This is a genomic window from Pantoea sp. NPDC088449 (assembly GCF_044753225.1).
GTDB classification, from domain to species: Bacteria; Pseudomonadota; Gammaproteobacteria; order Enterobacterales; family Enterobacteriaceae; genus Pantoea; species Pantoea floridensis.
In genome coordinates this window covers 316,121-334,452 of the sequence record NZ_JBIVMT010000003.1, presented here as the reverse complement: position 1 = coordinate 334,452, position 18,332 = coordinate 316,121, and the positions used below count along the sequence as shown (strand labels likewise).

The 18,332-nt window shown below is 55.4% G+C and carries 20 protein-coding genes; 8 read left to right on the top strand and 12 right to left on the bottom strand.

From position 1 onward, the window contains the following. The first annotated feature begins 68 nt into the window (after positions 1–68). On the top strand, positions 69–986 hold the full coding sequence (locus tag ACIP6T_RS16040) for an AraC family transcriptional regulator (RefSeq protein ID WP_097095079.1): 918 nt from the start codon (positions 69–71) through the stop codon (positions 984–986). Positions 987–989: 3 nt separating this feature from the next. Here ACIP6T_RS16040 and ACIP6T_RS16035 read toward each other — a convergent pair whose 3' ends face one another. The 3 genes from ACIP6T_RS16035 to ACIP6T_RS16025 all read right to left on the bottom strand — a co-directional run bounded on the left by ACIP6T_RS16035 (position 990) and on the right by ACIP6T_RS16025 (position 4,007). Continuing rightward, entirely contained in the window at positions 990–2,000 is a 1,011-nt protein-coding gene (locus ACIP6T_RS16035) for a luciferase-like monooxygenase (RefSeq protein ID WP_097095078.1), read from the bottom strand. A 117-nt stretch (positions 2,001–2,117) separates the two neighbouring features. Beyond that, positions 2,118–3,002, bottom strand: a complete 885-nt coding sequence (locus ACIP6T_RS16030) for a U32 family peptidase (RefSeq protein WP_345827358.1) — start codon at positions 3,000–3,002, stop codon at positions 2,118–2,120. A gap of 9 nt (positions 3,003–3,011) precedes the next feature. Beyond that, the gene (locus ACIP6T_RS16025; RefSeq protein ID WP_097095076.1) at positions 3,012–4,007 is read right to left on the bottom strand and encodes a peptidase U32 family protein; all 996 of its coding nucleotides are present in this window, start codon (positions 4,005–4,007) and stop codon (positions 3,012–3,014) included. 203 nt (positions 4,008–4,210) lie between these two features. Here ACIP6T_RS16025 and ACIP6T_RS16020 point away from each other — a divergent pair, with 203 nt between their 5' ends. Together ACIP6T_RS16020 and ACIP6T_RS16015 are read left to right on the top strand one after the other, a co-directional pair. Next, positions 4,211–4,735 (top strand): SCP2 domain-containing protein, encoded by a 525-nt coding sequence (locus ACIP6T_RS16020; RefSeq protein WP_097097601.1) that lies wholly within the window; start codon positions 4,211–4,213, stop codon positions 4,733–4,735. Next, a complete protein-coding gene (locus tag ACIP6T_RS16015; protein WP_097095075.1) occupies positions 4,729–5,235 on the top strand; it encodes a GNAT family N-acetyltransferase in 507 nt (168 codons plus the stop codon). The genes ACIP6T_RS16020 and ACIP6T_RS16015 overlap by 7 nt, the downstream gene beginning before the upstream one ends. Here ACIP6T_RS16015 and ACIP6T_RS16010 read toward each other — a convergent pair. After that, on the bottom strand, positions 5,219–5,506 hold the full coding sequence (locus ACIP6T_RS16010; RefSeq protein ID WP_400458097.1) for a GIY-YIG nuclease family protein: 288 nt from the start codon (positions 5,504–5,506) through the stop codon (positions 5,219–5,221). The genes ACIP6T_RS16015 and ACIP6T_RS16010 overlap by 17 nt on opposite strands. Positions 5,507–5,586: 80 nt before the next feature. On the opposite strand from ACIP6T_RS16010, the gene ACIP6T_RS16005 reads away from it, so the two are divergent. Then, positions 5,587–6,012: a YhbP family protein gene (locus tag ACIP6T_RS16005; RefSeq protein ID WP_400458096.1), complete on the top strand. Its 426-nt coding sequence runs from the start codon at positions 5,587–5,589 to the stop codon at positions 6,010–6,012. 38 nt (positions 6,013–6,050) lie between these two features. Here the strand turns inward: ACIP6T_RS16005 and ACIP6T_RS16000 are convergent, their stop codons facing one another. Then, positions 6,051–6,572, bottom strand: coding sequence for a type 1 glutamine amidotransferase domain-containing protein (locus ACIP6T_RS16000; RefSeq protein ID WP_345827355.1), 522 nt, complete (start codon positions 6,570–6,572; stop codon positions 6,051–6,053). Between the two features lie 236 nt (positions 6,573–6,808). Between ACIP6T_RS16000 and ACIP6T_RS15995 the strand changes: the two genes are divergently transcribed. After that, positions 6,809–7,843 carry a permease gene (locus ACIP6T_RS15995; RefSeq protein ID WP_400458095.1) on the top strand — a complete coding sequence of 345 codons (1,035 nt, stop codon included), beginning with the start codon at positions 6,809–6,811 and terminating at the stop codon, positions 7,841–7,843. On the opposite strand, the gene nrdG is transcribed toward ACIP6T_RS15995, so the two are convergent. Together nrdG and nrdD are read right to left on the bottom strand one after the other, a co-directional pair. Then, on the bottom strand, positions 7,784–8,302 hold the full coding sequence (nrdG, locus tag ACIP6T_RS15990) for an anaerobic ribonucleoside-triphosphate reductase-activating protein (RefSeq protein WP_400458094.1): 519 nt from the start codon (positions 8,300–8,302) through the stop codon (positions 7,784–7,786). The genes ACIP6T_RS15995 and nrdG overlap by 60 nt on opposite strands. Further along, positions 8,299–10,437 carry an anaerobic ribonucleoside-triphosphate reductase gene (nrdD, locus tag ACIP6T_RS15985; RefSeq protein WP_400458093.1) on the bottom strand — a complete coding sequence of 713 codons (2,139 nt, stop codon included), beginning with the start codon at positions 10,435–10,437 and terminating at the stop codon, positions 8,299–8,301. The genes nrdG and nrdD overlap by 4 nt, the downstream gene beginning before the upstream one ends. A gap of 267 nt (positions 10,438–10,704) precedes the next feature. Here nrdD and ACIP6T_RS15980 point away from each other — a divergent pair, with 267 nt between their 5' ends. Further along, positions 10,705–13,089, top strand: coding sequence for a beta-N-acetylhexosaminidase (locus tag ACIP6T_RS15980; RefSeq protein WP_400458092.1), 2,385 nt, complete (start codon positions 10,705–10,707; stop codon positions 13,087–13,089). A gap of 77 nt (positions 13,090–13,166) precedes the next feature. On the opposite strand, the gene ridA is transcribed toward ACIP6T_RS15980, so the two are convergent. From ridA to argF, 4 genes are all read right to left on the bottom strand, one after another. Then, a complete protein-coding gene (gene ridA, locus ACIP6T_RS15975) occupies positions 13,167–13,553 on the bottom strand; it encodes a 2-iminobutanoate/2-iminopropanoate deaminase (protein ID WP_061718232.1) in 387 nt (128 codons plus the stop codon). Positions 13,554–13,632: 79 nt separating this feature from the next. Then, positions 13,633–14,097, bottom strand: a complete 465-nt coding sequence (pyrI, locus tag ACIP6T_RS15970) for an aspartate carbamoyltransferase regulatory subunit (RefSeq protein ID WP_097095067.1) — start codon at positions 14,095–14,097, stop codon at positions 13,633–13,635. A gap of 11 nt (positions 14,098–14,108) precedes the next feature. Beyond that, positions 14,109–15,044 carry an aspartate carbamoyltransferase gene (gene pyrB, locus ACIP6T_RS15965; RefSeq protein ID WP_400458091.1) on the bottom strand — a complete coding sequence of 312 codons (936 nt, stop codon included), beginning with the start codon at positions 15,042–15,044 and terminating at the stop codon, positions 14,109–14,111. 242 nt (positions 15,045–15,286) lie between these two features. Further along, positions 15,287–16,294 (bottom strand): ornithine carbamoyltransferase, encoded by a 1,008-nt coding sequence (gene argF / locus ACIP6T_RS15960; RefSeq protein ID WP_097095065.1) that lies wholly within the window; start codon positions 16,292–16,294, stop codon positions 15,287–15,289. Between the two features lie 163 nt (positions 16,295–16,457). Here argF and rraB point away from each other — a divergent pair, with 163 nt between their 5' ends. Together rraB and ACIP6T_RS15950 are read left to right on the top strand one after the other, a co-directional pair. Next, positions 16,458–16,880, top strand: coding sequence for a ribonuclease E inhibitor RraB (gene rraB, locus ACIP6T_RS15955; RefSeq protein ID WP_008104254.1), 423 nt, complete (start codon positions 16,458–16,460; stop codon positions 16,878–16,880). Positions 16,881–16,939: 59 nt separating this feature from the next. Beyond that, positions 16,940–17,701, top strand: a complete 762-nt coding sequence (locus ACIP6T_RS15950; protein WP_345827350.1) for a tRNA isopentenyl-2-thiomethyl-A-37 hydroxylase MiaE — start codon at positions 16,940–16,942, stop codon at positions 17,699–17,701. Positions 17,702–17,789: 88 nt separating this feature from the next. Here the strand turns inward: ACIP6T_RS15950 and ACIP6T_RS15945 are convergent, their stop codons facing one another. Beyond that, entirely contained in the window at positions 17,790–18,293 is a 504-nt protein-coding gene (locus tag ACIP6T_RS15945; RefSeq protein ID WP_097095063.1) for a GNAT family N-acetyltransferase, read from the bottom strand. Between the last annotated feature and the right edge of the window lie 39 nt (positions 18,294–18,332).

The window sequence follows — 18,332 nt, the reverse complement described above, 5'->3', positions numbered from 1 at the left end:
CTAGGCGAAGCTGATGCAAAAAGCGAGAATACTCGCTCAGTGAATTCTCATGGTGGAGCGCGCATCGCATGATTCATCAGGAACAGTGGCAGCAGCTGGTAGCGAAAATTGCTCACCACGCGCCGGAAGATGGTCGACATAATAGCCCGATCGATTTTCTCTCGTTTGGCCGCAGTTCAAAACCCACCAGTCTGGCGCACATCGCCACCTGGGCAAGTTTTGCGCTGGTAGCGCAAGGGCAAAAAGCGCTGCGCATGGGCGACGATGTCATGCATTACGGACCGGGCGATTTATTACTGGTGACGCTCGATATGCCGGTGCAATCCTGCGTGGTGATGGCAACGCCAGAAAAACCCAATCTGGGCGTTGGCATTACCATCAACGAAGCGCGTCTGATGCGTTATCTGGAGCACTTTCCACACCATCATGTTGGCACCAATTCAATAAGCGAGCGCGGTATTACCGTGCATAAAGTCGCGCCGCCGTTGGTGGATGCGGTAATGCGTTTGATTGAGTTATTGGATCAGCCGCAGGACATCACCGCGCTGGCGCCATTAATTGAGCAGGAGATTTTTTATCGTCTGCTTACCGGGCCAGAAGGCCCGCGCATTCTCAATATGGCGTTGACGGAGCGACCCGGCAACAAAGTGGCCCGCGCCGCGCGCTGGCTGCGCGAGAACTTTCATCAGCCGCTGAAAATGGACCAGCTGGCAAGCAGCGTAGGGATGAGTATCTCTTCGCTGCATCATCACTTTAAGGCGGTGACGGCGATGACGCCGATGCAGTATCAAAAGCAGCTGCGTCTGAACGAGGCACGTCGCTTGATGCTGATTGAGAAGCTGGATGCCGGAACGGCGGGCTATCGGGTAGGTTATCAGAGCGCATCGCAGTTCAGTCGCGAGTACAGCCGCTTTCACGGCCAGTCGCCAGCGCGAGATGTGCGCATGATTGCGGTGGGGCCAGAAGGTTTTTACCCACCGCAATAACAGTTACAGCGTGCGTGCAGCTTCCATCGCCAGTGCGAATGAACGCAGACGCGCCTGCGTATCGAAAATCTGGCCATTGACCATGATCTCATCCGCCTGAGTTTCGCGCATCAGCGCCGCGAGGCCATTTCGTACTTTATCGCTGTCACCGACAATCGACATACTCAACGCTTGCTGCACGCCATATTGTTCAGAGGGCGACCACAGATTATCCATGTTCTCCACGGGAGCCGGTAGCGGACCCGGTTTTCCACGGCGTAAATTAATAAACTGCTGCTGCATTGACGTGAAGAGGAAGCGCGCATCACGCTCGCTATCGGCGGCGACCACGTTGACGCACACCATGGCATACGGCTTAGCTAAACGCGCGGAAGGTTTAAATTTCTCGCGATAAAGATGCAATGCCTGGAACAACAGGTCCGGCGCAAAGTGTGAAGCAAAGGCGAAAGGCAGGCCGAGCTGTGCGGCTAACTGTGCGCTGTACAAGCTAGAACCGAGCAGCCATACGGGAATTTTTAGCCCTAATCCTGGCACCGGTTGTACCGGCGGATGTTCGCCTTCTTCGGCGTCAAACCAGCGAATCAGCTCTGATACATCTTCCGGGAAACTATCGGCTTGTGCGCTGGAGAGATGGCGACGCAATGCCAACATGGTGCGCTGGTCCGATCCGGGGGCGCGGCCCAATCCGAGATCGATACGGCCAGGATAGAGAGATTCAAGGGTACCAAACTGTTCGGCAATCACCAGCGGCGCATGGTTTGGCAGCATAATACCGCCTGAGCCAAGACGAAGCGTGTTGGTATTTGCGGCTAAATAACCAATTAATACGGAGGTTGCAGCGCTGGCAATCCCGGTCATGTTGTGATGTTCAGCCAGCCAGTAGCGGTGAAAACCAAGGGCTTCAGATTGACGAGCCAGCGCCAGTGAATTGTGGAACGCGTCGCGCGCTGCGGAACCTTGCGGAATCGGAGCCAAATCCAATACGGACAGGCGAACAGTTTTTTTCTCAGACATGGGTACTCCAGATAAGGATGGCGCAGGTGTTTAATCTTACCTGCACCAGTGAGTATTACTCATCGATACCCATATTAAAACTGCTAATAACAGCACGAATATAGCCGGAATGTGCCTTTACCTGCCGCCTTCCAGTTCCATACCGGCCAGACGACGCCAATAACCGTTACTGTCACTGCCTCGCGCCATCATCAGCGGTGCCTGTCCGGCTTCATTCGCACGGAAGCGATCCACTTCACCTAGCGTACTTTCGCCCTGTGGCGACAGACGTACGATGTCGACCCAGTTATGCATGCCCGTTAAATCATTGCCGAGGTTGTAGCAGTAACCGCTCATCGTCTGAATGCCGTTCAGCACAAACACCTGCTGGCCTTCCTGCGATAGTACGCGGCGGCCGGTGGGATGGTTAATGCAGCAGGTTTGGCAATCATCTTTAGCGCGATTCTCGGCGCGCGCGGTGAAGCAGCGTGCCGACAGCGCCAGCGGCAAATGGCCGTAGCCGAGGACTTCCACCTCAAACTTATCGCGTACGCCAGCAGCGTCGCACTGTTGCAGCAGCTGAATTAGCCAGTCGCGTGACATTTCCACAGGAATACACCAGCGCGTCATCCCTTCTTTCAGTAACAGCTGCAGCGTTTGCGCGTTGTACACATTGAGCGTGGGACCGGCGACAAACGGTAATTGGCGTTCCGCCGCCATGTTCACGGTTCCCATGTCATTGGCTTCAAGCAGGAACTCACCGTTTTCGACATAGCGCCGCAGCTCTTTCACCTCTGAAGGCGACTGCAGCAGGGCCAGCGTGCTCAACACCACCTGCTTGCCGTGCTGCGCCAGCATGCGCGCCATCTCCATCCATTGGTTGAATGAGGTAGCGCGCCGCTTGCTGCAAACGGCTTCACCGAGATAAACGATTTCGGCGCTGCTTGCGGCGGCACGTTGATAAAAGGTTTCCAGGGTTGCGGTTGGCCAGTACCACAGCACCGGCCCGATAGCGTATTTCATGCGATCTCCTTATTGCCAGTCGCGGTGATAAGCACCCAGCGTGGTTTGGCTACCTTCGGACAATTCGCCGAGTGCCTGCATCCACGGCTCCTGCACCACATAGTGCTCCGGCGATGCCATACAGCGATCGATGGCCTGGCGCCATACTTTAGCCACCTGCGCCACATACGCCGGGCTGCGCTGACGGCCTTCAATTTTCACCGAGGCAATGTTGGCGCGCAGCAGTTCAGGCAGCAGCGATAGCGTGTTCAGGCTGGTAGGCTCTTCCAGCACGTGATAGCGCTGGTTATCCACTTCGTAACGGCCTTTACACAGCGTGGGATATCCCGCGCTTTCGTTGGGCGCGTAACGATCAATCAACACTTCATTAAGGCGGGATTCCATCCCCTTCGGCGTTTGCTGCCAGCGTACAAATTTCGCTGGGGAGCAAGCTCCTGCGCTATTCGGCGACTCACCGGTCAGCCAGGATGAGAGGTAGCAGCGGCCTTCAGCCATGATGCACAGGCTGCCAAAGGCGAACACTTCGAGCGGTACCGGCGTCTCGCGCGCCAGCTGTTTCACCTGATGCATCGACAGCACGCGCGGCAGCACCACGCGGCTAAGCTGAAAATGGCGATGATAAAAATGAATGGCTTGCAGATTGGTGGCGGAGGCCTGCACGGAAAGATGGCGTTCGACCTGCGGATAATGTTTTGCTGCATATTCAAGCGTAGCGATATCGGCCAAAATCAGCGCGTCTGCTCCGTTCTGGGCGGCAACGTCAATCGCCGTCTGCCAGCGATTCATGCCATCGGGATGCGCAAACGTGTTGATCGCCACGTGCAGTTTTCGGCGATGCTGGTGCAGATAGCGTGCAGCCTCGGCCAGTTTCTTATCGGTAAAATTGAGGCCAGCAAAGTGGCGGGCATTGGTATCGTCTTTCAGGCCGACATACACCGCGTCAGCACCATGCTCCACCGCCGATTTCAGCGCAGGCAAATTCCCCGCTGGACACAGCAGTTCCATACATTTTCCTCCCCGGATTCTTAAGCCGAAGAGTGTAGATAACTGCCTTCACGATAATGTTGATTTAAGGCAGTGAAAGCGCCATTGATGATCGGGAGTGAAGCATTTTCGACCAGTTGTGAAACGATTTACTTGATCTCAGTGGAGGCGAAGCCTGGCGATTGTGGCAAAATAGATGAAATTTTCTGAAGGGAATGTCGATGATGTTTGCGCGCTTACGTGGTTTGATTGTTGAAAAAGGACCAGAATTCCTAGCCTTACCGGTTTCTATCACTCCGTTCCCGTTGAAAAAAGCCATTCTGCAACAACTCTTAAACTGGCAATTTCGTCATGCTTTGTCCGAAGGTGAGTTAGACTTTCTGGAAGGGCGCTTTCTGGGAATCGAGATTGCGGATGTCAATCTACGCTGGATCACCACCCTGCAAGCAGGGCGCCTGACCGTTTCGCGCGACACCGAAGCTGATGTCTGGTTTCGCGGCGAAGCCAACGATCTGTTGCTGGTAGCAGCACGCAAAGCGGATCCCGATATGTTGTTCTTTCAACGCCGGTTGGTGATTGAAGGTGACACGGAGCTGGGTCTGGAGGTGAAGAACCTAATGGATGCCATTGAACTGGATGCCATGCCCACGCCTTTACGCACGGGGTTGCAGCAGCTGGCTGCTTTTATTGAAGCAGGAATGAAACAGGACGCGAAGGCCGCTGAGGCGCGCGCGGGGATCTCATGTTAATTCGTACTGAAATTGGCGTTGATGCCGCAGGCATCGATAGCCTGTTAAGGCGCAGTTTTGCTACCGCGGCCGAAGCGGAATTAATTCAACAACTGCGCGAAGATGGTTTGCTTACTCTCGGCGTAGTCGCCACGGATGATGAAGGTCAGGTGCTGGGTTATGCCGCTTTTAGCCCGGTGACCTTGCAAGGTGAAGACCGTAACTGGGTCGCTTTGGCCCCGCTCGCCGTGGATGAATCGGTGCGCGGGCAAGGGCTGGCTAAAAAACTGGTGTACGAAGGATTGGATTCACTCAACGAGTTCAGCTACAGCGCTGTGGTGGTGCTGGGCGATCCTGAGTTCTACAATCCGCTCGGTTTTGAGCCCGCTGCGCGTCATGGCTTGCACTGTCGTTGGTTAGGCAGCGAAGCCGCCTTTCAGGTGTACAAACTGGCAGACGACGCGTTTGTCGGCGTGGAAGGGTTGATCGAATTCGCGCTGCCGTTTAATCGTCTCGACTAAACCAGGCCATCAGGCAGGGCGGCTGCTGCGCAACCAGCTGCAGTTTCTGTGCGCGGCTTAGCTGCTTAACCTGATATTCCAGGCGCGAAGCCGCAGCCCTGTCACCCGCATCACAGTGAAAAACCAGCGTCAGCGGACCTTTGCCACGCAGCGAGCGTGCTCCGCGCCCCTGCTGATGTTGCTGCAAACGGCGATTAACGTCAGTGGTAATGCCGGTATAAAGCATGCCAGCGGCAGTTTGTAGCAGATAAAGCTGCCAGCGCTGTTCCATAATACTCATCTCAAAAAATAGCTGGCAGGCAGTGTAGCGCGCTTCAGTCCTCACTGCTATTTGCCATACGGAGTCGCACTTTGTCTGACCTTTCCCATCTGATTCGCTATGTGAAGAAGCAGCACGTGCTCTCGCTTTGTGCGACTAGCGGCGACGAGAGTTGGTGTGCTAACTGTTTTTACGTGTTTGATGAAACGAGCATGGCGTTCTGGCTGATGACTGAGCTGGAAACCCGTCATGGCCAGTTAATGCAGATGAATCCACGTATTGCGGGCACCATTAATGGCCAGCCGAAAAGTGTGCTGTTGATTAAAGGCGTGCAGTATCGTGGTCAGATTACGCAGCTGAGTGGAGAACGGGAGGCGATAGCGCGCCGTGCCTATCAAAAGCGTTTTCCGGTGGCGAAAAAAGTCACTGCACCGCTGTGGGAGATCACGCTCGACGAAGTGAAGATGACCGACAATGCGCTGGGATTCGGTAAGAAGATCATATGGACAAGGTCGTAGGGGCGCCATTTATGGCGACCCCAATGCAAAAGAAGAGTTTAAGCAGCGTTCAAAATGCGCAGCGATTCGCGATTAAACGCGGGCAGATCCTCTGGCGTGCGGCTGGTGACGAGCTTGTCGTCATCCACCACCACTTCTTTATCATAAAAATCCGCACCGGCATTGCGCAGATCAATGGCGATAGCTTTTACACAGGTCATTTTGCGGCCACGTACGCCGTTGGCACTGATCAGCAGCTGCGGGCCATGACAAATGGCAAAGATCGGTTTGCCGCTGGCCACAAACTCTTTGGTGAAGTTGACAAAACGATCGTCGCCGCGTAGGGCGTCGGGCGAGTGTCCACCTGGCAGCAGCAGTGCATCGAATTCTGCCGCGCTGACATCATCGATGTCTTTATCGATTTTGACCTCGGCTTTGCCCTGTTTACCTTTGACGATTTTACCGGCTTGCATCTCAATGGTGACCACTTCGTGTCCGGCCTTGGTGTAAGCCTCCGCCGGTGAGGTAAACTCTGAGTCTTCAAATTCATCGGTAATCAGTACCGCTATTTTCTTGCTCATCTTTTTCCTCCTTGCTGATTCCGAACGGGTGTTCGTTACATAACTCACCCACAAGCCTGGTCGCCATGGCGAAAAATGCAAGCCAGCCGGTTGAACGCAACCGAGGTAAATTTCCGAGATGGATCAAGTTTGCACCGTTTGAATATGGCAGATTCGAAAGACCTGCATAACAATGCGGTCTCTTCAGCGCGTCTCCCGGCGCGGTAATCGTTATTCAGTTGAATACGGAATCTGTTATGACTCAATGTATCCCCTCAGCATCGGCAGCACGCTTTGCCTGGTGGAAACCGCTGCTGTTTCTGGCCGTGGTGGTCATCGGCCTATGGTATGTCAAATGGCAGCCCTATTACGGTAAAGCTTTTACTGCCGCTGAAACCCACTCGATCGGTAAATCGATCCTGGCCAATGCGGCTGACTCGCCGTGGCGCGCGGCGCTCGATTACGCCATGGTCTATTTTCTTGCGGTATGGAAAGCGGCAGTGCTGGGTGTGATTCTGGGCTCGCTGGTGCAGGTGCTGGTTCCGCGCAGCTGGCTGATGCGTTTGATGGGCGACTCGCGCTTCGGCTCTACGCTGGTCGGCACCGGTCTGGGCTTGCCGGGGATGATGTGCAGCTGCTGTGCGGCACCGGTGACCGCTGGCTTGCGTCAGTCGCAGGTTTCGAGCGGCGCGGCGATGGCGTTTTGGCTGGCGAATCCGTTACTCAACCCGGCAACGCTGATTTTTATGGGCTTTGTGCTCGGCTGGAACGTTGCGGCCATTCGGCTGGTGGCGGGTCTGATCATGGTGTTGGGTATCGCCTGGCTGGTGCAACGCAGCGTGCCCGATCACGCCGTTGCTGCGCCCGTCACGGTTACTCCCGATGAACAATCGTTTCTGACACGCTGGCTGCGGGTGATGTGGCGCTTGTTCTACAACACGATTCCGCTGTATATCGTCGCGGTGTTGTTGCTCGGAGCTGCACGAGTTTGGCTGTTTCCGCATGCTAATGGTGCGGTGGGCAATACGCTGATCTGGGTGATGTTAATGGCGATTGCGGGCTGCCTGTTTGTGATTCCCACCGCCGCAGAAATCCCGATTGTGCAGACTATGATGTTGGCGGGCATGGGAATTGCGCCTGCGCTGGCGTTGTTAGTGACGCTGCCCGCCGTCAGTGTGCCGTCTTTATTGATGTTGCATCGGGCATTTCCCGCCCGTGCGTTGTGGATCGCGCTAATCGGCGTGGCCTGCAGCGGGATGCTGCTCGGCGTGCTCGGTTTGTGGCTGGCGTAGCCACCATATTTTCTGATTGCGGCTGCCGCGCCACAGCAGCCGCGCATCTTTCTCTGCCTCAATAAAACGTCCGTCGATCAGCACGTCAATCTCATCCAGCACTTCGCGCTGCGCATCGCTAAGCTCTGCCATTTCGTAACCGGTCCACAGCCAGATATCCTTATCCGGACATTCACGCCGCACGCGCTTCACCAGGCGGCGAATGTGCGGCACGTTATGCGGATGCAGCGGATCGCCACCGCTCAGTGACAATCCCTGGCGTGGAATCCGCCGATCGTTAAGATCGGCAATCAGCTGCTCTTCCAGCTCCAGCGTAAAGGTCACGCCAGAATCCACTCGCCAGGTGCTCTGGTTATAGCAGCCGCGACACTGATGCTCGCAGCCCGCCACAAACAGCGTGCAGCGGGTGCCGGGTCCATTAACAATATCGACGGGATAGTAGCGGTGGATGTGCATCATCCCAGTTGTCCTGTCTCCAGATGTTTGACGCGGCGCTGTACCTCTTCCTGCTTACCGGCATTAAATGGACGCGCGTCCGGACTGCCGAGATAGCCGCACACGCGACGCGTCACCGAAACGCGCGCCGGGTCGTGATTACCGCAGCATGGGCAGGTAAAACCTTTGCTGGTACAGCTGAACTCGCCGCTAAAGCCACATTCGTAGCACTCATCAATCGGCGTGTTGGTGCCGTAATAGGGCACGCGGTGATAGCTGTAGTCCCACACGTCTTCCAGCGCTTTGAGATTGTGCTGGATGTTGGGATATTCGCCGTAACAGATGAAACCGCCGTTGGCGATGGCCGGATAGGGTGCTTCAAAGTCGATCTTATCGTAAGGATTGACCTTTTTCTCGACGTCGAGATGGAAGCTATTGGTGTAATACCCTTTATCGGTCACGCCGGCGACTACGCCAAACTCGGCGGCATCGAGACGGCAGAAGCGATCGCACAAATTCTCGCTCGGCGTGCTGTACAAACTGAAGCCGTAACCAGTTTCGGCTTTCCAGGCATCCACCGCGTTGCGCAGATGCGTCACAATCGCCACGCCTTTTTCACGCAGATAATCCGCATCATAAGGATGTACTTCGTTACCGCTCAGCGCGTTCAGCGTTTCGTGCAGACCAATATAGCCAAGGGAAATGGATGCGCGACCGTTGCGGAAAATGGCGCCGACTTCGTCATCGGCTTTCAGCCGCACGCCGCAGGCGCCTTCCATATAGAGAATGGGCGCTACGCGCGCTTTGGTTTTTTCCAGCCGGGCAATGCGCGTCATTAATGCACGTTTCGCTAGCGCCAAACGTTCATCCAGCAGTAGCCAGAACTGCGCGTCATTACCTTTCGCCTCCAGCGCGATACGTGGCAGGTTCAGGCTGATCACCCCAATATTGTTGCGGCCTTCATGAATTTGTTCGCCGTTCTCCTCGTAAACGCCCAGGAAGCTACGGCAGCCCATCGGCGTTTTAAATGAGCCGGTGACCTCCACCACTTTCTCGTAGTTAAGGATGTCGGGGTACATGCGCTTGCTGGCGCACTCCAGCGCCAGTTGCTTGATATCATAATTAAAATCCCCCTTGCTGCGATTAACGCCTTCGCGAATAGCAAACACCAGTTTCGGGAACACGGCGGTTTTGTGATTTTTGCCCAGCCCGGCGATGCGGTTACGCAGGATCGACTGTTGAATCAGGCGTGCTGCCCAATCTGTGCCGAGACCGAAGCCGAAGGTGACAAAGGGCGTCTGGCCGTTGGCGGTGTGCAGCGTATTCACTTCGTATTCCAGCGACTGAAACGCGTCATAGCACTCTTTCTCGGTACGAGCCCGAGCGTAGGCTTCGGCATCAGCAATTTGCCACTCCTGCGCGACCGCGCGGTGTTTTTCCAGACTGAGAGTGACGAACGGTGCCAGCACTTCATCAATGCGGTTGATGGTGGTACCGCCATAAATATGGCTGGCAACCTGGGCAATAATCTGCGCGGTGACCGCCGTGGCGGTAGCGATCGATTTGGGCGGCTCGATTTCGGCATTACCCATTTTGAAACCGTTGGTCAGCATGCCGTGCAGATCGATCAGCATGCAGTTAAACATCGGGAAGAAGGGGGAGTAGTCGAGATCGTGATAGTGAATTTCCCCGCGCTCGTGCGCCAATACCACATCGCGCGGCAGTAGTTGCTGCTGCGCATAGTGTTTAGCAACGATCCCTGCCAGCAGATCGCGCTGCGTTGGGATCACTTTGCTGTCTTTGTTAGCATTTTCATTGAGCAAAGCGGCGTTAGTTTGTTCAACCAGCCCACGGATAGCGTGATGCAGTTTGCCACGCTGCTCGCGTGCCAGGTCACGATCGTGACGGTATTCGATATAAGCGCGCGCCAATTGCGGCCAGCGGCCACTCATCAACGTCTCTTCTACTGCGCACTGAATATCGCGTATATCCACTTCCGCGTACGCAGCAAGCTGCTGGCTCACCTGTTTAGCAACCTGTTCGCACCATGCCGTATCGTCGATCTGTGCTGCACGCGCGGCAGCCTGCACTGCCGCTTCAATTCGCTGCGCATCAAACGGCACTCTGCAACCGTCACGCTTAATCACCACCGTCGCCATCTTCTCTCCGTAGAACTACATATTGATGTTTTAAGGAGTTTAACCGCTATATGTGGTGCTTAAGGGAGAATTAATCACCTACTGTTTGACCTACAGCAAAGAAGCCACAACGAAGATTGAAAGCCGCGCAATCGTTAACCCCGCTAAAATGAAAAAGTTTTAACCCGTCCAGATTTCAGCCTGCTATCACTTGCTTTGCAACGCGAAACAGGTTTAATGAGCCTTTTGCCCATTTTGGTCCGTCGTTTCATTTACAAGGATGCCTACATGCTGTTGCAAAGAACGTTGCTTGCCTGTTGTTTATCCATGACTTTTTCAACTTTCGCCGCCCCCGCAGGCGATCTCCCCTTAATGCCATGGCCGCAGAGCGTTGAGCAGCCCAGCACTGGCGGCGCCTATGCGTTGACACCGCAATTTACGCTACATATTACGGGCGATCATCTGGAGGGAACCGAAGCGCGCTGGCGCGCGCGCATTGCACGGCAAACTGGCTGGCCGCTGTTGCCCGACAGCGCCTCCAGCGATCACCCCAGCATCCAGGTGCAAATTGCCCAGGCGGTTGATCCCCTTCCACAGCCGGACAGCGACGAAAGCTATCATCTCGTGGTCAACAGCGCAGGCGTATTATTAAAAGCCAATACGCGGTTTGGTGCGATGCGCGGCATGGAAACGGTGCTGCAGCTGATCGAAAACACCGAAAGCGGGACGCAAATTCCTTACGTTACCATTGACGACAAACCGCGTTTTCCATGGCGCGGTGTACTGATTGATTCGGCACGTCACTTCCTGCCGATTGAAACCGTGAAGCGGCAAATCGATGGCATCGCGGCCGCGCGCATGAATGTGTTTCACTGGCACTTAACCGACGATCAAGGTTGGCGCTTTGCCTCCAGCCACTATCCACAGCTGCAGGAGAAAGCCAGCGACGGCTTGTACTATACGCAGCAGCAGATGCGCGATGTGGTGCGCTATGCCACGCAGCGCGGCGTGCGCGTGGTGCCGGAAATCGATCTGCCCGGCCATGCGTCGGCGATTGCGGTGGCGATGCCTGAACTGATGAGCGCGCCGGGGCCGTATCAAATGGAGCGTGGTTGGGGCGTGTTTAAGCCGCTGCTCGATCCCAGCAACGAAGCGGTGTTCCGCTTTATCGACACCTTGATGGGCGAAGTGACGGCGATCTTCCCGGATCCCTATGTGCACATTGGCGGCGATGAGGTTGATCCCACACAGTGGAATGATTCGACGCGCATTCAGCAATTTATGCGCGATCGCGGCCTGAAGGATACGCATGCGCTGCAGGCCTGGTTTAACCAGCGCGTCGAGAAAATCCTCGAAGCGCACCAGCGCCGCATGATTGGGTGGGATGAGGTTTACCATCCGGATCTGCCGAAAAGCATTCTGATTCAATCGTGGCAAGGCCAGGACGCACTTGGCACCGTGGCGCAAAATGACTTCCGCGGCATTCTCTCCACCGGCTTCTATCTCGACCAGCCGCAAACCGCCGCCTATCACTATCGCAACGAGCCCTGGCCACAAGGCCTCAACGGTGCGGATCAGCTGCAATCCGGCGAGCAGGCTCAGAGCTGGCAGTTCACCATGCCACGCCTGAAAGGCAGTGCGCTGAAAGGCAGTTTTACCCTGATTGAAAGTAAAAACGGCTGGCGCGGCTTTATTGATTTCAGCGGCAAAGCGCGTCGTATGGTCAGCGATATCCGCTGGCTCTCACCAACGCAGCTGACGTTCAGTGTTGATACGTGGATGGGACCTTTCCAGCCGATGGTGACGCTGACGCAAGACAAGCTGACCGGCTATATGCTGGTGGGCAACGTACGTTACCCAGCAGAAGGCAGCAAGTTGACGCAGCTACCAAAAGGTATTGCGCCATCGCTGCCTACGCCTGAACAGATGCAAAATAATCTGATTGGCGGTGAAGCGGCGCTGTGGGCGGAGAACGTCAATAGCCGGGTGATCGATACGCGCCTGTGGCCGCGTGCCTTTGTGGTGGCCGAGCGATTGTGGTCTGCAAAAGATGTCACCGACAGCGATAACATGTATCGGCGTTTGAGCGCCGTGGATCGCTGGGGCACGATTTCGGTGGGCTTGCAGCAGCATCAGCAAGCGGAAGTGCAGATGATGCGGCTGGCAAACAGCAGCGACATCACGCCGCTGCGCGTGCTGGCCGAAGTGCTTGAACCGGCGCAATACTACACGCGGCAACATCTGAAATTCCAGGCGGGGCATTACGACTACTTTGAACCCTTGAACCGGTTGGCAGATGTGCTGCCCGCCGAGAGCAACGCGGTGCGCTTGCTGGATAAACAGGTCGATCGTCTGATTGCTAACCGCACGGATCACGCGGCGGCACATGCGATCCGCCAGCAACTGCAGCGCTGGCAGAACAACAGTGATGCGGTGATGCCGTTGGTTTTGGGCAATTATCAACTCAAGCCGCTACAGCAGCAGGTGCAGCAGGTTGCTCAGCTGAGCCGAATGGGGCTGGATTTGGTGAACGCGCTGGAGCGTAATCAGGCGTACGGTGCGGGTGAGGTCGCGCAGATGCATGCGCAGCTGGACGCCGCAGCGCAGGTGCAGGATGAAACTGTGCTGGCGTTAGTCAGGCCGCTGGAGAAGCTGCTGCGATCGTTTAAATAGCGGAGGTCGCCATGAAGGGCGACCCTCTGAAAGGCACGAAGAGTTGTAGGGTGCGCATTGATGCGCACCCTTAACAATCAACGGCGTACCGCGATTGCCTCAATCTCAATCTTCACATCTTTCGGCAGACGCGCCACTTCCACGCAGGAACGTGCTGGGAAGCTGGCGTTGTGCTCGGTGAAGAACGCTTCATACGTCGCGTTCACCGTGGCGAAGTCATTCAGGTCTTTCACAAACACGGTGGTTTTCACAATGTCGCCCACTTTCAGGCCAGCGGCTTCAACAATCGCCTTCACATTTTCCAGCGACTGACGCGCCTGTGCAGACACGTCATCTGCCACGGCGCCGGTGGCCGGATCAACCGGAATCTGGCCAGAAGTGATGATCATACTGCCGAGATCCACGCCCTGCACGTAAGGGCCAATCGCTGCCGGTGCGTTTGAGGTACTGATTTCGCGAGACATTGTTTCTCCTTAATAAGTGCGCGGCCGACCGATGTCCGCCGCGAAATTGCTCGCCCCATTATAGGGACGACGTGGGCGATTACCAGTGACCGAGCACCACGTGGCGCGCAAACTCTTTCTCACAATATTTGCACTTCAGGTGCACATCATCCGCACGCTTTTTCACCGCAAAGCTGGTAAACACCGGCTCGTTACGGCTGATACAGTTGCTGTTTGGGCAAGTCAGCACGCGATCGATACGATCCGGCAAGGTTGGGGCAATCTTCGCCACCACTTCGTATTCATCAATGCGGTTAACCGTAGCGAGCGGAGCATATACCGCCAGCTGGTTAATCTGATCGTCCGTCAGGAAAGTATTCTCAATTTTGATCAGATCCTTGCGGCCCATTTCGCCCGACGGCAAATTGAGGCCGATGGTGATGCGCTGATCGGTTTCAGTCAGGCGGAACAGCGAGAGTAACTTAAAGCCAACCTGCGCGGGAATATGGTCAATCACCGTGCCGCGTTTGATAGCTTCAACCTGCAATTTATTATCGTGAGTCATCGGTTTACTCCTTACAGTGCCAGTTCGCTATTGAGTACCAACGCCAGCAGTGCCTGGCGGGCGAAGATGCCGTTACCGGCCTGCTGAAAATACCAGGCATGCGGCGTGCTATCGACATCGGTGGTGATCTCATCGATACGTGGCAGCGGATGCAGCACTTTCATGTTATCGCGCGCACCGGCCAAATCGGCGGTGCGCAGGATGAACTGCGCTTTGACGTTGGCATATTCCGACGGATCGAGGCGCTCTTTTTGCACGCGCGTCATGTAGAGAATATCGAGTTGTGGCATCACTTCTTCGATGGTGTCGTGGCGCGACCAGGCAATGTTCTGCTCATCCAGCATATCGGTGATGTACGACGGCATCGCCAGCGCATCGGGGGCGATAAAGAAGAAGCGGTTGCCGTCAAACTTCGCCAGCGCCTGCGTCAGTGAATGCACGGTGCGGCCATATTTGAGATCGCCAACCATCGCCACATTCAGGTTATCCAGGCGGCTTTGCGTTTCGCGGATGGTGAAGAGATCGAGCAGCGTTTGCGTCGGATGCTGGTTGGCACCGTCACCGGCATTAAGTATCGGAATGCCGCCGGAAAATTCGGTCGCCAGACGCGCCGCGCCTTCCTGCGGATGTCGCATCACAATGGCATCTACGTAAGTACCAATCACCGAAATGGTATCGGCGAGGGTTTCGCCTTTCTTACCGAGCGAGGTGTTGCTGCCATCCGCAAAGCCGACCACCGACGCACCGAGGCGATGCATCGCAGTTTCAAACGACAGGCGCGTACGCGTTGAAGCCTCAAAGAAGCAGCTGGCGATAACGTTGTGTTTCAGCAGCTCCGGCTGAGGATGCGCTTTGAGCTGGGCGGCAGTATGCAGCACCAGCTCCAGCTCGTCGCGGTTGAGATCGTTAATGGAAATGATGTGCTTGCGATATAGCGGGTTGGCCATAGCGTTCTCCTCTGCGTTGCCGGATTGCGGACAAAAAAAAGCCCCTGCTTAAGGGGCTTTTTTGACGATCGATTGATGACGGAAAGAAACAGCTGCGCCGCCCGCTGTCAGGCGTCGTGGAGCGTCAAGTTGTGCGCTGCGCTGTTGCATGTTTCCTCCGGCAAATTGGGCCGCATTATACGCATTCACTGATTTGCAGCAAGCAAATATCGCGCGCGAGGTAAACGTTTGCTTCGGTGTATTTATCGCTTACCCAACGTTGCAACCATCACCGCTTTGATGGTGTGCATGCGGTTTTCTGCCTGATCGAACACGATGCTGTGCGCCGATTCAAACACCGCATTACTCACTTCCATGCCATCCTGCAAACCGTACTGTTCCGCCATCTGGCGGCCCAAGGTGGTTTTGTCATCATGGAAAGCCGGTAAGCAGTGCAGGAACTTCACCTGCGGATTACCGGTCAGTGCCAGCATGGCGCTGTTCACCTGATACGGACGCAGCAGGGCGATGCGATCTTCCCACACCGATTTGGCTTCGCCCATCGACACCCATACATCCGTGTAGATGAAGTCGGCACCTTGCACGCCTTCGGCGATATCTTCGGTCAGCGTGATTTTCCCGCCGGTTTGCTGGGCGGCCACGCGGCATTGTTCTACTAATTCCGCTTCCGGCCAGCAACCTTTTGGCGCCACCAGACGCAGATCAAGACCCACCAGCGCCGCGGCTTCCAGCATGCTGTTGCCCATGTTGTTGCGCGCATCGCCAACGTACACCAGCGTCATTTCATTCAGCGATTTGCCGGGCAGATGTTCCTGCATGGTTAGCAGATCGGCCAGCAGCTGCGTCGGGTGAAACTCGGTGGTGAGGCCGTTCCACACCGGCACGCCAGCGAACTCTGCTAAGGTTTCTACCAGTTCCTGGCCGTAGCCGCGATACTGGATGCCGTCATACATACGGCCCAGCACGCGCGCGGTGTCTTTCATCGACTCTTTGTGGCCGATTTGGCTACCGCTCGGACCAAGATAGGTGACGTTAGCGCCCTGATCGTAAGCGGCAACTTCGAAAGAGCATCGGGTACGAGTCGAGTCTTTTTCGAAGATGAGCGCGATGTTTTTGCCTTTCAGGTACTGCGTTTCGCTGGCATTTTTCTTGGCGTGTTTTAATTCACCTGCCAGACTCAGCAGAGAATCGATTTCGACTGGGGTAAAATCCAGCAATCTCAGGAAATGTCTTTGATGTAGCTGACTCATACAGCGCTCCGGATACTCGCATTAAAATGAATTAAAATTCAATCTAACCGTATGAATATGCATTTTCAACCCCGCCGTTAAGAAACTTGTTGTTTTGTGTAGTGGCGCGCGAGGCAGTGTGGGAAAATAATTGTATTCAGCCGAATATTTTGAGGACACATCCATGGCATATGAAGCATTGCTGGAAGAACAGCGCGAAGAGACGCGACTGATCATCGAAGAGTTGCTGGAAGACGGCAGCGATCCCGATGCGCTTTACACTATCGAGCATCATCTCTCCTGCAACAATTTCGACTCGCTGGAAAAAGTCGCCGTTGATGCCTTCAAACTGGGCTATGAAGTCAGCGAGCCGGAAGAGCTGGAGCTGGAAGATGGCACTACCGTAATGTGCGTGGATATCCTGAGCGAAGGCGCTCTGAAGCCTGAGTTGATTGATGCGCAGGTTGAGCAACTGGTCAATCTGGCGGGCAGCTACAACGTCGATTACGACGGCTGGGGCACCTACTTTGAAGATCCGGATGCCGAAGATGAAGACGACGATGGCGAGTTCATCGACGACGAAGAAGACAACGGTGTCCGTCACTAAGCCTTCATGGGCGGCGCTCGCCGCCCTGATACTTTCTCCTCGCCAGAAAAAGATTGCCGATGAATTACGCTCCACTGTTAGAACCAATCTATCAATTCCTGCATTGCCGCACGCCACAAGCGTGGATTGATGAGGCTCGCAAGCCGGAAAATCTGACGCTGCTGCTTACCGATCACATGGTATGCGAGTTGAAGGCCGCGCAAACCGCGGTGTTTATCATCCGTAAATACGTGGCGGATAAGCCGAGTGGTGATGCCATTCTGGCGTGGCTTAAGCCTTATGAAGATTTTATTTACCGCGATGAGCCGGACAACAACTTCATCAATGCGCACAAGAATTTGACCAAAAGCATCATTGTACGCAACGAGCTACCGTGGGCGGATGATTTGGTGGAGATGATGGTGCTGCTGATCAAAGAGGAACTGCATCACTTCTATCAGGTGTGGGAAATCATGCAGTCGCGCGGTTTGCCCTATCGCAAAATCACCGCCAGCCGTTATGCCAAAGGGTTGATCCGTGAAATTGCCACGTATGAGCCAGATGCGCTGGTGGATAAGTTGATTTGCGGAGCGTATATCGAAGCGCGATCCTGTGAGCGTTTTGCCAGCCTGGCGCCGTATCTGGATGAGCAGCTGGAGAAGTTCTACATTTCGCTGTTGCGATCGGAAGCGCGTCACTATCAGGATTACCTGAAGCTGGCGCAGCAGATTTCGCCGAAGGATATTGCGCCACGGGTGCAGGCGTTTGGTGCCGCAGAAGCGCGCTTAATCAGCGAGCCGGATGGCGAGTTGCGTTTTCATAGCGGTGTGCCGGCGGTTTAAGACATTGATTTCTTAGCGGTTACGCGGTGCGCATGAATGCGCACCCTATGTTACACCGTAGGGTCGCCATTTATGGCGACCCCATTCATTACAACACCTTCAACATCCGCACTTCGCAATCCACATGCCCGGTGCAGCCCATCGCGCTATCAATCAGCTCAAACCCCAACGACTCATACAGCTTAATCGCACGCGTCAGGCTACCGGTGGTTTCCAGGTAGCAGCGCTGAAAACCTTGCTGACGGGCATACTCCATGGCGCGCAGCGCCAGATCGCGCGCCAACCCCAAGCCGCGTACCTGCGGCAGGAAATACATCTTCTGCAGCTCGCAAATATCCGGTGCGCTACAGGCCAGCGGTGCAACGCCGCCACCGCCCACCACCACGCCTTCATGCTCGACAATCCAATAAGCGCTGTTGGCTTCGCTATACAACTCGAACAGGCGATCCAGATTGGGATCGGACACGGTGTAGCCTTTGTCCGCCGTTAGACCAAATTCGGCTGATACGTCGCGGATCACCTGCGCGATCAGCGGATTATCGGCGGCTGTAATCGGGCGCACCTTTAAATTGATGGGGGCGTCGGTGGTCATCATTATCTTCCGGTATAAAAAAGCCGGGCAGTGCCCGGC